Origin of the sequence: Fenollaria sporofastidiosus (genome assembly GCF_943169635.2) — a bacterium.
Taxonomy (GTDB): Bacteria; Bacillota; Clostridia; order Tissierellales; family Peptoniphilaceae; genus Fenollaria; species Fenollaria sporofastidiosus.
Window position 1 is genome coordinate 698,446 of record NZ_OW968186.1, and the last position, 14,404, is coordinate 712,849.

Annotated in this window: 13 protein-coding genes; 9 read left to right on the forward strand and 4 right to left on the reverse strand. The window is 37.5% G+C overall.

Annotation, left to right across the window (positions count from 1 at the left end; all coding sequences use genetic code 11):
• The 4 genes from KO172_RS03210 to KO172_RS03225 all read left to right on the forward strand — a co-directional run bounded on the left by KO172_RS03210 (position 1) and on the right by KO172_RS03225 (position 6,556).
• On the forward strand, positions 1-2,973 hold the full coding sequence (locus tag KO172_RS03210; RefSeq protein WP_215492107.1) for a type III restriction-modification system endonuclease: 2,973 nt from the start codon (positions 1-3) through the stop codon (positions 2,971-2,973).
• A gap of 211 nt (positions 2,974-3,184) precedes the next feature.
• Positions 3,185-4,438 (forward strand): L-cysteine desulfidase family protein, encoded by a 1,254-nt coding sequence (locus KO172_RS03215; protein ID WP_215492108.1) that lies wholly within the window; start codon positions 3,185-3,187, stop codon positions 4,436-4,438.
• Positions 4,439-4,450: 12 nt separating this feature from the next.
• Positions 4,451-5,176: a gamma-glutamyl-gamma-aminobutyrate hydrolase family protein gene (locus tag KO172_RS03220; RefSeq protein ID WP_215492109.1), complete on the forward strand. Its 726-nt coding sequence runs from the start codon at positions 4,451-4,453 to the stop codon at positions 5,174-5,176.
• 12 nt (positions 5,177-5,188) lie between these two features.
• On the forward strand, positions 5,189-6,556 hold the full coding sequence (locus KO172_RS03225; protein WP_215492110.1) for an APC family permease: 1,368 nt from the start codon (positions 5,189-5,191) through the stop codon (positions 6,554-6,556).
• Between the two features lie 146 nt (positions 6,557-6,702).
• On the opposite strand, the gene KO172_RS03230 is transcribed toward KO172_RS03225, so the two are convergent.
• From KO172_RS03230 to KO172_RS03245, 4 genes are read right to left on the reverse strand one after another with little or no spacing between them, the layout of a single operon-like run.
• Positions 6,703-7,389 (reverse strand): phosphoribosylaminoimidazolesuccinocarboxamide synthase, encoded by a 687-nt coding sequence (locus KO172_RS03230; RefSeq protein WP_215492111.1) that lies wholly within the window; start codon positions 7,387-7,389, stop codon positions 6,703-6,705.
• 22 nt (positions 7,390-7,411) lie between these two features.
• A complete protein-coding gene (locus KO172_RS03235; protein ID WP_215492112.1) occupies positions 7,412-8,758 on the reverse strand; it encodes an O-antigen ligase family protein in 1,347 nt (448 codons plus the stop codon).
• 4 nt (positions 8,759-8,762) lie between these two features.
• A complete protein-coding gene (locus KO172_RS03240) occupies positions 8,763-9,212 on the reverse strand; it encodes a hypothetical protein (protein WP_215492113.1) in 450 nt (149 codons plus the stop codon).
• Positions 9,202-9,690 carry a DUF4330 domain-containing protein gene (locus tag KO172_RS03245; RefSeq protein ID WP_215492114.1) on the reverse strand — a complete coding sequence of 163 codons (489 nt, stop codon included), beginning with the start codon at positions 9,688-9,690 and terminating at the stop codon, positions 9,202-9,204. Before KO172_RS03245 ends, KO172_RS03240 begins: the two co-directional genes overlap by 11 nt.
• A 188-nt stretch (positions 9,691-9,878) precedes the next feature.
• Here KO172_RS03245 and KO172_RS03250 point away from each other — a divergent pair, with 188 nt between their 5' ends.
• From KO172_RS03250 to KO172_RS03270, 5 genes are all read left to right on the forward strand, one after another.
• Positions 9,879-10,817 (forward strand): ABC transporter ATP-binding protein, encoded by a 939-nt coding sequence (locus tag KO172_RS03250; protein WP_215492115.1) that lies wholly within the window; start codon positions 9,879-9,881, stop codon positions 10,815-10,817.
• A 55-nt stretch (positions 10,818-10,872) separates the two neighbouring features.
• Positions 10,873-11,916, forward strand: coding sequence for an ABC transporter permease (locus KO172_RS03255; protein WP_215492116.1), 1,044 nt, complete (start codon positions 10,873-10,875; stop codon positions 11,914-11,916).
• Positions 11,903-13,012: an ABC transporter permease gene (locus KO172_RS03260; protein ID WP_215492117.1), complete on the forward strand. Its 1,110-nt coding sequence runs from the start codon at positions 11,903-11,905 to the stop codon at positions 13,010-13,012. The genes KO172_RS03255 and KO172_RS03260 overlap by 14 nt, the downstream gene beginning before the upstream one ends.
• A gap of 331 nt (positions 13,013-13,343) precedes the next feature.
• Entirely contained in the window at positions 13,344-13,997 is a 654-nt protein-coding gene (locus KO172_RS03265) for an SIMPL domain-containing protein (RefSeq protein WP_215492118.1), read from the forward strand.
• Positions 13,997-14,398, forward strand: a complete 402-nt coding sequence (locus KO172_RS03270; RefSeq protein ID WP_215492119.1) for a GNAT family N-acetyltransferase — start codon at positions 13,997-13,999, stop codon at positions 14,396-14,398. Before KO172_RS03265 ends, KO172_RS03270 begins: the two co-directional genes overlap by 1 nt.
• Positions 14,399-14,404: the final 6 nt, after the last annotated feature.

Sequence of the window (14,404 nt, forward strand, 5' to 3'; positions counted from 1 at the left end):
ATGATAGAGTTAACTATATTGCCACATCAAAATGATTTTTTGACAGCCATAAAAAAAGCCTTTGATGGAGTAGTTATAAAAAAATCAAACGATGTGTACGCGAATCCAATTATTGATTTGCATGATGAAAAAATAAAAAATAATATTAATGAGTTATGGAACGGATATGAAGAACTTCCAAATATTCCTCAAGTTTGGAGAAAAAGTGATGGAAATGACTATCTAGGCTTAGATATCAAGATGGAGACAGGAACAGGAAAAACATATTGCTATACAAGAATGATGTATGAACTAAATCAATTGTATGGTTTTCATAAGTTTATTATACTTGTTCCTACAACTGCAATTAGAGAAGGATCTAAGAGTTTTTTAACTGCTGATTATGCAAAGAGGCATTTTGCGGATCTTTATCCAAATAAAAAACTATTCTTAGCAAGTTTAGAGGCTCAAAAAAATCCTAAGGGCAGAAAGCTTTTTCCAGCAGCTGTAGCTGAGTTTGTAAGAGGAACAAGTTTAGAGAAAAACAAATTTTCAGTATTACTTATGAACTCTGGTATGTTATTATCAGAAAGCACTATGAATACTGATTATGATCAAACTGTTATTGGTACATTTACTAAGCCATACAGGGCTCTTGAAGCTACAAGACCAGTTGTTATTATCGATGAGCCTCATAGATTTAAAAAAGCTAATTCAGCATACAAAACACTTATTAAAGGAATTAATCCTCAATGTATCATTAGGTTTGGCGCTACATTCCCTGAGCTTAAAAATAATGAAATTGATTATAATAACTTAATTTTCAATCTAAATTCTGTTCAAGCATTTAATCAAAACCTAGTAAAGGGTATTGAAACGTATATGATAGATGCTGAAAAAGAGAATGAAAGCAAACTAAAACTAATGGATTTTAAGAAAAACCCTAAAGTATGTACATTTAGAGACGAGATAAATAAGAAAACTATTGAATTCAAAAAAGGCGAGTCTCTAGCTTCTTTTGGTAATGACTTTTCAGGACTAAGTGTTGATGAAATAGGAAAGCTTGGAGACGATGGGATTAAGAGCGGCGTCAGATTATCAAATGGTCAAGTTCTTTCTTTGTCTGATATTATATATGGTGGCATATATACAGATACTTATCAAGAGCTCATGCTTAAACAAGCCTTAGTGAATCATTTCGAATCTGAAAAAGAAAATTTTATGAGAAGTAAAAAAATAAAAACGCTTAGTTTATTTTTTATAGACTCTGTTAGTTCATACAGAGATGAAAACGGTGGTAAAGGTAGTTTAAGACTGAAGTTTGAAGATTTACTTAAAAAGCATCTAAAACATGAAATAAATAATATTGATAAAGAGCTTGATAATAGACAAGATGAAAAATTGTTAGAGTACAAAGAATACTTAGAAAGTTCCTTAGAAGATATTAGTAAAACTAATGGTGGATATTTTAGTCAAGATAATGCATCCTCTGACAAAGAAATTCAGGAAGAAATTGATAAAATACTAAAAGATAAAGATTATTTGTTAAATTTTAAGGACAATAAAGGCAAATGGAATACAATGAGATTTATTTTTTCAAAGTGGACTTTAAAAGAAGGTTGGGACAATCCTAATGTATTCCAAATTGTTAAATTAAGATCTTCTGGATCAGAAATAAGTAAGCTTCAAGAAGTAGGAAGAGGATTAAGGTTACCAGTTGATGAAAAGGGTCAAAGAATTTCTGATGAACAATTTTATTTAAAGTATTTGATTGATTATTCAGAAAAGGATTTTGCAAGCAGGCTTTTAGATGAAATAAATTCAGATCAACCTAATAAGCTTATGAATGTTAAAAGCGTACTACCTAGATTGTCGACACTTATGAATAAACCTCAAGATGATATTTTTGTTGATATGCTAAGCAAAAAATATATTGATTTAGATGGCAATATAAAGACAGAAAAACTTGATGACTTGTATCAAGATTACCCTGAAGCAATCAATAACTTAAAACCAAGTAAAGTTATTGATGGTACAAAGAAGAAAAATGTTGTAAATATTAGAAAAGATAAATTTACTTCTATTAGAAAACTTTGGGAAAAAGTAAATCAAAAATACTATATGAAGTTTGAAAGTATTCCAGATCAAGAACTTGTTGATGCATTGTATAAAATATTAGATTCAGATGTGTATAAAGATACTAATATATTAACGAAAACAGAAAGAATTGAATCAGTAGATGGAGCGGTAGTTTTAAAAGATAGAGTAAGTAATTTCTTCACGGTTGATGAAAGGTTGACATACTCAGAATTTCTTATGCAGTTGAATAATCAAATTGCAGTTCCAATAAATTTAATACATCAGGCACTTTGTAAATATTACGATGCAAATGCAAGCATTGATGAGAGGTTGTTCACAAAAGTAAGCATACAAGCAGTTGTTAGCGAATTCAATAAGTGGCTTGATGAAGAGTTATTGAAGAAGTTTTCTTATAAGGCTTTAGATGTAGATATCAAAGAAACAAGTTTGACTGATTATAAAGGTGAGGTTGTTGATAGCATATCGCAAGGACTTCTAGGAGTATACAGAGATGACAACTGTAGTGTACCTAAGAAATTTATATATGATGCTGTTGTATATGATAGTCCTAAAGAAAAAGAGACATTAATAAAAAGTGACATTGCAGATGTGGTTGTTTTTGGAAAGATTCCACGTAAGTCAATACAAATACCACTATTCACTGGAGGAACAACGAGTCCAGACTTTATGTATGTGATTAATAAAAAAGACGGTGAGTCACAAATAAATTTCATAGTAGAGACAAAGGATATGAAAGATGAAAAATCTCTTAGAAGTGAAGAGGATTTAAAGATAAGGTCAGCAGAAAAATTTTTCGAGACTATGAAGGAAGATGGCATTAACGTTGTATTTAAAAAGCAATTAAAGAACGATGACATTGTTTCTATGATAAGCAACATAATTAAAGAAAATTAATTAATCCACACCCAATAAAGACTATCGCTTGATAGTCTTTTCTTTTGTCTCACCTAACTTATCACGCTCCACCTCTCTTGTGCTTATACATTTTTATGCTTTTGGTTTTTCTCGTTAAATTGCTTTTGCATAAGTATAGATTTTTCTTATAGCAGCTATCAACTTTTTGTGATATAATATTTGAGGAATATTTTACATAGAGGAGATTAAAATGAAAGATTACACTGAATTATTGAAGAAGGAGCTGATCATGGCTCTTGGATGTACTGAACCTATCGCGATAGCTCTTGCTGCGGCGAAGGCTAAGGAGGTTCTTAATGCTGACATTGTTAAGGCTGAGATTATCTGTTCGGGTAATATCATTAAGAATGTTAAGGGTGTTACTGTTCCTAACACTGGTGGTATGAAGGGTGTTGAGGCTGCTTCGGCTATCGGTTTTGTTGCTGGGGATGCATCTTTGGGTCTTGAGGTTTTATCTAAGGTTAAGGATGAGGACATCGCGAAGGCTAAGGAGCTTCTTAAGAGGGACATCATCTCTGTTGGTTTGAAGGAGGGTGTTGAGAATCTTGATATTGAGATCAAGGTTTGGGACAAGGATGGCAATGATGTTGATGTTGAGATTAAGAACAAGCACACTAACATTGTCAAGGTTGTGAAGAATGGCAAGCTTTTGCAAGTTGACAACTGTTACACTCACTCGACTGATGACAAGCTTTATGAGGACCTTTCTTTAAGGGGTATCTATGATTTTGCGACTAATGTTGACTTGTCGGGTCTTAAGGATCTTCTTGAGAATCAAATTGTTTTGAACTCTAGGATTTCTGATGAGGGTTTAACTGGCAAGTGGGGTGTTGCTATCGGCAAGATTTTGATGGATGAGGACAAGTCTTTAAGAAGTGTTGCAAAGGCTAGGGCTGCTGCGGGCTCTGATGCGCGTATGAGTGGCTGCTCGCTTCCTGTTGTTATCAATGCTGGTAGTGGTAATCAAGGTATCACTTGTACTATGCCGCTTGTAACTTTTGCTGAGGCGAAGAATTACTCTAGGGAGGATTTGTACAGGGCTTTGATTGTATCGAATCTAACTGCGCTACATATTAAGAGGTTTATTGGCAGGTTATCTGCGTTTTGTGGTGTAACTTCTGCGGGGGTTGCTGCTGGTGCTGGTATCTGTTATATGGAAACTAAGGATTTTGAACTTATGGAGCACACTGTTTCTAATGCTTTGATGATTGCATCTGGTATGATCTGTGACGGTGCGAAGCCTTCTTGTGCTGCGAAGATTGCAACTGCTGTTGATGCGGGCATTTCTGCTTATTACATGGCTAAGAATGGCAAGAATTTCGAAGCTGGCGATGGTCTTCTTAAGGATTCTGTTGAGGAAACTATCAGAAGTATCGGTTATGTTGCTAAAGAGGGCATGAAGGAAACTGATATTGTTGTTTTAAATACTATGATTAGCAAGTAAGGGGTGTTACATATGAAGAAACCTATAGTTGGTATTTCGGGTTCCATCATCATCGATGGTAGTGGTAATTTCCCTGGATATAGAAGAAGTTATGTTAATGAGGACTATGTAAAGAGTGTTATCAAGAATGGTGGTATTCCATACATAATCCCGATGAACTCTGATGAGTCTGTTGTTAAGGAGCAAATTAGTCATGTTGACGCGCTTATCTTAAGTGGCGGTCACGATGTTACTCCTCGCTTCTATGGTGAGGAGCCTCACAAGAGTCTTGGCGGCATTCTTCCTGAGAGGGACATCTTTGACTTTAATTTAATCAAGTATGCTATGGAGAAGGACATCCCTGTTCTAGGTGTATGCAGGGGCTACCAAATTATGAATGTTTACTTTGGCGGCAGCTTGTATCAAGATGTGGGTCTAAAGAAGGACACTTATGTAAAACATAATCAAGTTAATTTCCCTACTATGACTAGTCACAGTGTTGACTTGGTAGATGGTAGTAAATTAAAAGAGCTTTTTAAAGAAGATACCATAATGGTGAACTCGTTTCACCACCAAATTGTGAATAGAGTGGCTGAGGGCTTTTTGGCTTCGGCTATCAGTAAAGATGGTGTTGTGGAGGCTATAGAAAAGAAAGATCACAAGTTTATGCTCGGTGTTCAATGGCACCCTGAGATGCTTCATCAAACTGAGGAGAAGATGAATCTTTTATTCGCTACTTTAATCAAATCTGCTATGTAAAGGAGTTTTTAAATGGATAAAGCTACTAAGAAATTAGGTTTTTGGTCGATTGTATTATTGACCATCAACTCTGTAATCGGTTCTGGTATATTCTTATCACCGGGATCTGTTGTTAAGATGTCAGGTAAATATGCGCCTGTAATTTATCTTGCTGCAGCCATCTTTGCTGCGGTACTAGCTATCACTTTCGCGTCTGCTGCAAAGTATGTATCTAAGGGTGGAGCTGCTTATGCTTATACTAAGGCTGCCTTTGGTGACAACTGGGGTCTATACATAGGTATAACAAGGTTCTTCTGTGCGGCTATCGCGTGGGGTGTTATGGCTACTGGTGTTGTTAAGACTGTATTAAATATATTCGCGCTTGACAGCTCAAACTTTGCTTATATCACAACTGGTTTTATTGTACTTATGGGTGTATTATTCGTAATTAATATTTGTGGTACTAAGATTTTAGAGTTTGTAAGCAATATTTCTACTATCGGTAAATTGCTAGCACTTGTTACTGCTATACTTGCTGGCGTTTTAATCGTTATCTTCACTGGTCAAAACAACTTCTCTGAGGTTGAAAGTGTTACTAGCGAAGTAACTAGTAACATGGATGTACAATCGATTGTTATGGCGATCATCGCTGCTTTCTATGCCTTCACTGGCTTCGAAAGTGTTGCCTCTGGTTCTGAGGATATGGAAAAGCCTGAGAAGAACTTACCTAAGGCTATACCTCTAGGAATTTTAGTTATCGCCTTCATCTACATCGGCATAGTTCTAGTTTGTATGATGATAGACCCTGTTGCTCTTGTAGAGACTAAAGAGGTTGTTGCGCTTGTTGATGTATTCAAAAACAAGATTATTAGAAATGTAATCCTATACGGCTCTCTAATATCTATGTTCGGTATCAACGTTGCAGCATCTTTCCATACACCAAGAATTATCGAGTCTATGGCTAAGCAAAACCAAGTGCCAAAGATTTTCGCAACAAGAACTGACAAGGGCTTCCCAATATTCTCAATGATAGTCACTGCTGTTTTAGCTATCGTTCTACCAATTGCCTTCAACTACAGCATGGGCTCTATCATGATCATAAGTGCGATCGCAAGATTTGCTCAATTCATCATAGTGCCTCTTGCAATAATTACTTTCTTCTACGGCAAGAACAAGGAAGAGATCGTTCAAGGAGTTAAGAAGAACTTCTTCACTGACGTTATCATCCCAGTATTATCAGTATTATTAACAGTACTACTACTAGTTAAGTTCAACTGGGTAAAACAATTCACAATAAACACTGACGGAGTATTGACTCCAAACTATCTAGCCATAGTATCTATGATCATAGGCTACGTATTTATACCTTTGATGGTGTATTTATACAACAAGAGAAAATAATTAATATTTGGTATTTATAAAGCTCTATATGCGGTGCAGGTATTGACCTGTGCCGCTTTTTATTGCAAATCATCTTGCAAAAAAAAGAGATGCCTATCTAAGCATCTCTCTTTTGTATATTGTCTTGTGTATATTAACTTTGTGTATTACTTAAGTCCTTCTAGTAGTATCTTCTCTAGCTTAAGTGGCTCTACGTACTCATCAGCTTTGTATGCACGCATGTTGCCGCCTGAGATCTCGTCTATCAAGGCAACTTTGCCATCTATCATGCCAAACTCGAACTTGATGTCGTATAGCTCAAGGTCTTTCTTTGCAAGCTCATCTTTTACAAACTCGCCTATCTCTTTAGCAAGACCTACTAGCTCGTCATACTCCGCTCCTGTCATGATGCCAAGTATCTCTAGTGCGTCCTTAGTAATAAGTGGGTCGTTTCTGTCGTCGTCCTTAAGTGTGATCTCAACGTATGAAGGAAGCTTCATGCCGCTCTCTGCGTATTGGCCGTAGCGTCTGATGAAGGAGCCAACTGCTCTGTATCTCACGATGACTTCAACGCCGTTACCAAAGACTTTCGCCTTTCTAACTACAGCTTCGTTCTTGTCTGGATCTGCTGAAACGAAGTGAGTATTTAAACCCTTTGCGTTTAGTTTTTCATAGAAGAACTTTGTTAAAAGGCATGCACTGTGTCCTGCGCCTTCCATTGTAAGTCCAACTTGGTTTTGGCCTGGGTCGAAGACACCGTCTTTGCCAGTTACGTCGTCTTTAAATTTTAATAATACTTCTTTGTCGTTTAACTCGTAAACGTCCTTTGTTTTTCCTTGGTATATTTTTTTCATTAACTTTACCCCCCCCTAATTATTATATATTATCAAGCTTTTGCTCATCTACGTTAATGTTTTTGAGTGCGCTTACAAGACCCAATACTAGCCATAAAACTACGATGATCCTGTAGATGTAGACTATGTGCTCAAACATTGCGTGTGTTAGTATGCCAAGTGTTGCGGCTAAAAGTCCTGCTGCAAAGGTTTTGACCTCGCTGCTCTTTGCCTTGTAGATTAGCTTTATCTCTTGGGCTATGGCTGTTATGATTATAAGCACGAAGCTTATAAAGCCTGTGAAGCCGCCTTCGGCCATCATCTCAAGGTAGGTATTGTGCGCGTGGAAGATTGGCATACTTCTTATATATCTTTCGAAGACGTACTTAAATGGCTTGTGTCCAAAGCCGACTCCGACTACTGGATGATCCTTGATCACATCTTTGGTAATTGACCAGATTTTGAATCTGTAGCTTGTTGACGAGTCTTTCACGTTCGATATTGACATGATACGCCTTTTGATGTTCTCGGGTAGAAAACTTAGCGCCAAGAGGAAGAACGGCAGCGCGACAACTATAAGTGGTCTTGCTTGGAAGAAGAGGAAGACTAGTGCTGCAACGCCTAGTGACATAATGCCGCCTCTTGAGAATGTTAGCATCAAAGAAAGAAGCATCAGTCCAACTATGCATAGGTAGACGAACTTCTTGAATGCGTCTTTGTGTGCCCAGAAAAGACTCACGACTATAGGCACTACGAGTACGATGTACTCTGCGAAGACATTTGGATTCATAAATACTGAATATGCACGCTTCGATATCTGTCCTGCGACTTGACTGTCGAGCCACTCACGCCTAACTGTGCCGAAGAACTTGTACTGAACTATACCCCAAAGGCAGATTAGTGCTGCGTTGATGGCAAGGCTAGTTGCGATTTTGTTGTAGTCATCTTTGTTTTTAACAGCTATATTTACAGATAAGAATATTGCAAGTCCTGCGAAGTTCATGGCTAGGTCTCTCATAGAGCCAAGCGGCTTAACCGATGTTACAGTGCCTATAATTATCATGATTACGCCTAAAGCTACGGCTACGAAGCTTGAGTTTATCCTTAAGCTTTCCTTTTTATATATATACACGTCCACTAGATACATGGCTAATATGGCAAGTGCGCCAGCGATTGAGACTATGTCCGGAAGAAAGTTGTAGCCAAGTATGAAGAGGTTTAGCATCAGAAACTTTCTCTTCGCAAAGAAGGGAAGACTGATTAAAAGTAGCACAAGTGCGAGTGCAATCTTAGTAGAGACAAACTTATATGCAGCTAAAAATGCTGCCGCAGCAAGCACTGGATAGAGTAGATTGTTTTTAATCTTGTAATTTTCTATAATTGCTTTCATCTTTTTACCTCTCAAGTCTGTATGCATAACTGAAGAACTTGTATACTAGAGAGCTCTCGTAGTACTTGTTCTTCACTATCACTTGGAAGAATTTTGCCAGTATACAAAGTATTAGTAGAACTAAAGTCCTTTTTATACTAAAGCCAAGCGCAAAGTTTGCGAGCAATATGGCTACGGCTGTTAAGACAAGAGTGTGCATATCATTGTCCAGGTATAGAGAGTTTAAAACATTTGATGATGTAGTCGTTTTGGTACCTTGCGCCTCTAGCTTCTTAATTAGCTCATATGACTTTGTATCAGCTAAGACATCTGTATCCATGAGCTTTCTTACTATACTAGACTTTGACTTTTTATCCTTCATCTTGAAAGTCTTATAAGTAAGTGATGAGAAGTAGCTTCTCTTTAAAAACGCGTATATACTTGTGATTAATCTTACGAAAAAACTACTCTTCATCAACATCAAGTCCTATTAAGAAGGATTCCATGCTTATATATTTAGTTTTGATACTGTACTTAACGCCGGCTCTAACTTGTTCGCCCATAGCCCAGTATGCGTTGGCATCGTCTTTAAGAGTTGCTTCAACAGTGATAGCTACGTCATACTTACCAGGGACAGGTCTAAATACCCAGTCTCCATCCTTATTAAGAGCTTCTTGGTGAGATATTGTTTCAAGCTTAGTGATCTTACCGATAGGAACTGATCTGTCAGTCCAGAATAGGTCGTCGCCTTCGTGTAGCGACTTAAGTGTTATGTCCCTTACGTCTTGTATCTCAAAAGTTAGATTTGCCTTTCTCATCATCTTACTTTCATCAGGCTTTATAAAGTATCTCTTAGCTGCAAAGACTATCGCAAAGACTAAAACAACTATGATTAATAAGTCAATGATATTTATTAAGCCAAACAATTTTCCTTTTTTGTCAATAATGTTCATTATGTGCCTCCTAGTTAAAATTTATCGTTAATATTATACATTATATGCACTTAAAAGTAAAGATGTCATGGCGTTTCACAAGAAAAATTATGCAGATTAGATATATTTACATGCACTTTACATAATTTTTATACTATTTTAATGGCTTTAGTGATATAATTATGACAATAGTGATATAGGAGGTAATTATGGATACTGTTATAGAGGTAAGGGGTCTTGTTAAAAAATACAAGGAGCTCACTGCTGTTGACAATTTGGATTTGGACGTAAAGAAGGGCGAGATACTTGGTCTTCTTGGACCCAATGGTAGTGGTAAGTCTACTACCATAAACTGCATATTGTCGCTGCTTAAGAAGACTAGTGGCAGCGTAAAGATATTTGGCGAGGAGATGAAAGCTGATGCCTATGACATTAAAAGAAGGATAGGCGTTGTTTTTCAAGACGTGGCTGTTTATGACGAGCTAAGTGTTTACGAGAACATCGACTACTTCTGCGGTCTATACATTAGTGATAAGGCTGAGAGGAAGGAGCTTGTACAAAGGGCAATTGACCTTGTTAGTCTTAACGATTTCGTGAAATTTAAACCGAAAAAGCTATCTGGCGGTTTGCTAAGAAGGCTTAATATTGCATGTGGCATTGCTCACAGACCTGAGATTATCATTCTTGACGAGCCGACTGTGGCTGTCGATCCTCAATCAAGAAACAATATCTTGGAAGGGATTAAAAAGCTTAACGATGAGGGCTCAACCATCATCTACACTTCGCACTATATGGACGAGGTTGACTTTTTGTGTGATGATATAGTCATAATTGATAAGGGCAAGGTCATTGCAAAGGGCACTTCTGAGGAGCTTAAGGACATGATCACTATGAATGAAAAAATTAGCTTTACATCGAAGGAACTTAATGAGGAGCTCATTACAAAGATCAAGGCTCTTGATAATTTGCTTAGCTTTGAGAACAAGGACGACTCTGTTAAACTAAGCTTCTCTCATGGCGATGGCTACCTAATGAACTTAATCAAGCTTCTTGATGAGAATAAAATTCACTACAGCTCTCTAAATGTTGAAAAGCCAAGTCTTAATGACGTTTTCTTGGAATTAACTGGCAAAGATTTGAGGGATTAGTATGTGGCTGCACTCATTTAAAAATACATTTAGATACCTTTTAAGGCAGAGGGCAATGTTATTTTGGGCTTTAATATTTCCTATAGTTCTAGGAGTATTCTTTAAGCTTGCCTTTGGTAATATCACACAGATGGATAAGTTCAAGACCATAGACGTGGCTGTGAATGAAAACCTTATGAAGGATGAGAATTTTAAACGTTTTATGAAGGAGATGGAGGACGAGGAATATTTCCATGTGACTGAAGCTAAAGACAAGGATGTTTTGGACGAAAAAGATGCTCCTAAGGCCTACATCGAATCAATGGACAAGATTTATACTAAGCGCTCTGGCATTTCTGAGACTATAGTTGAGACGATAATGAATGTGTATTCACAAAAGTTCTCTATGATAGCTAGGATAATGCAAAAGGATCCGACTACTGATTTAAGTAAAATTGTGGGTGTGGATGATCATATAAAAGATGTTTCGCGTAAAAATATGGATATGACAAACACGTTTTTCTACACGCTTCTTGGTATGACGGCAATCTATGGCTACATGTGGGGTATGTTTGTTATTTATCAATACGAAGCAAATCTATCGACTAATGCAAAGCGTAATGTAATTTCGCCAACAAAGAAGAGCACTATGCTATCGGCATCGCTTTTGGTCAGCTGGATTATTAACTTCGTCATAATATTGATATTTATTATTTATTTAAAATATGGTCTCGGGGTTGACTTTGGCGGTAGAGCCCTTCCACTTATTGTGCTTAGCTTACTAGCGTCACTAAGTGGTGTTGCCTTTGGCGTCTTGCTTGGCGTTTCAAATAAGGCAAGTTTAGACACGAAGATTGGTTTAGGCATCGCCATAACTATGCTTATGTCGTTTTTAGCTGGTATGATGGTATCGGACTTAAAGATAATTATCGCTGAGAAGGCACCCATCATCAACAAGTTAAATCCAGTTGCAATAGTGACTGATGCAGTTTATTCGTTATACTACTACGATTCGATGGCAAGGTTTAATTGGGATATGATTAATCTAGCTTTGATTACTTTGTTATTCGTAGTGGCTTCACTATTTTTCATGAGAGGTAAAGAATATGAAAGTCTTTAAAAATTATTTTAAAATAGTATGGGCTCACAAGACAGCCATCATTCTTTATACAATCATTTTTGCTGTTATTATGAGTTTTAGCACAAAGGGTACAAAAGAGGCCTCTTATAAAAGTATTGATGTAAGAATATATTTAAAAGATAACGCCAAGACAAGTCTTTCTAAGGCGCTTTGTGATTATTTAAAGACTTGCACAAAGCCTATCGACATGGACGAATCTTTGGTAGAAGACAAGCTTTTCTACGCCAATATTAGCTGCGCAATTGAAATACCTAAGGACTTTGATCAAACGAAGAAAGTTTTATTTAAGGCGGCACCAGATGAGATGTACGGCATGAGCGTTAAGGAGAAGGTCAATATCTACTTAAGTCAAGTAGATGCATACGAGGCGGCAGGCTTTAGTGAGGATGATGCCATTAAGTATACTAAAGAAGATTTGGATAAAAAGTTTGATGTTGAGATAAAAGAAGGCAGCGTCGATACTAAGAGAGATAATTCACGCATTTACTTTAACTTCCTAAATTATGTTTTACTTGCGCAAGCCATCATGGTTGTAGCGACCATAGTCAAAGTCTATAGGAAAAAGCCTATACTTATGAGAAACCTTGTATCGCCTATGCCAAGAACGAAGATTAATTTTCAGATGATGCTCGGCCACATCGTTACGGGACTGTTCTTATGGCTACTATATATGATACTTTTCGTGCTTATGTATAAGTATGACTTTACTAAGACGCACGTCAACCTCATGATGCTTAACTCATTTATATTTACGATTACAGTAGTAGCCATGTCGGTGATGATAGCAAATCTAATTAAGAGCGAAAATGCCATCTCAGGCGTGATGAATGTAGTCTCACTCGGCTCGTCATTCTTGTGCGGTTCCTTTGCTCCGCAAGAGCTGCTTGGTGATACAGCCTTGACATTAGGAAGAGTCTTTCCAGGCTTTTACTACATTCAGAGTAACGACATGCTTATGGAGAAGCCAGAGTTTAGCACTATGCTTCCGAATGTATTAATAATGGTAGGTTTTGCAGTGGTATTTATAGTGGTGAGTATAGTGGCAAGACCAAAAGCAAACGACAACGTAAACTAATTTCACAATAAAATGCGCCCTTGAGCTCGTTCCTTCCTCGGCAATGCTCAGGTACATTCGTACATTCCGCTTGCCTCGTCGGTCCACATCGCTCAATCATCACAGTGCGAAGTACCAAGGTTCACGGGACCCATCCAAAGCTTGCTTTGATGATGGGTGTGGTTCTTCTTTTCTCCGTGAAATTATGCGTATATAAGAAATTGAAGAGATATAAGAGAAAAAATTTCGCTTTCAATAAAATATCTTAGCGTTCACAGCAATATTGTGGGCGCTATTGTTTTGTGATATAATTAAGACAAATAAGTATATCAATGCAGAGGGAGGTATTATTATGGGACAAATAAAAGTAACAGGCAAGGGCACATTATCATTAAAGCCAGACACTATTGTCGTAAGATTTACATCAAGCGCGGTCTACACTGGCTATGCTGAGACCATCGCCAAGGCGAGCGAGGCGACTAAGGACTTGAAAGCTGTCATTGCAAAGGCAGGCATCGATGGCGAGCTTCTTAAGACTGCAAAACTTGATGTAAGTCCATCGTATGATACTTGGTATGACGATAAAGACCATAGACATAGAAAGTTTATTGGCTACGAGTACACTCATAACTCGAACATCAAGATCGATAATGACAACAAGCTCTTAGGCAAGCTTTTGTATGAGGTGAGCACTTCGCCACTTGATGTGGAATTCGATATAAGCTACACTGTTAAGGACATGGAGAAGGCTAAGAATGATTTGCTTAGAGAAGCTGTTAAGGACGCGAAGGAAAAGGCGGAAGTTTTGAGCGAGGCGGCAGGTGTTAAGCTTAAGGGTATAGAGGACATTAGCTACTCGTGGGGCGAGCTTAAAATATATTCTCAGCCGCTAAGCCTAGAAGCGTATAGCTTAAAAGCTGCACCATCGGAGTCATTCGATATAGACATAGACGCTGATGATATCGACGTAAACGACACTGTAACTGTAGTTTGGGAGATAGACTAGTGAAATTAGTTGAGATAGATGAAAGCTATTTAACACAAATAAAGGCTCTTTACGAAGAATCTGGCTGGAGTGCTTATCTAGGCGATGACGCAAAGCTTAGTAGGGCGATAAAAAATTCATTGCTAACACTTGCGTATATGGATGAAGGCGAGCTTGTGGGCTTTGTAAGATGCGTAGGAGACGCTGAACACGTTGTCTTAGTGCAAGACCTTGTCGTTAAGAAGGCATATAGACGCAAGGGTCTTGCGAAAAAGCTTATGAAGGAAGTTTTTGAAAAGTACAAGGACGTTCGCTGGATACAAGTTAATACCGACGGCGAAGATGAAGTAGCAAATGCTTTCTACAAGGCCATCGGCATGAAAGATATCAGTGAAGCGGGCGTAGTGAGTTATTTTATATAGAGGTAA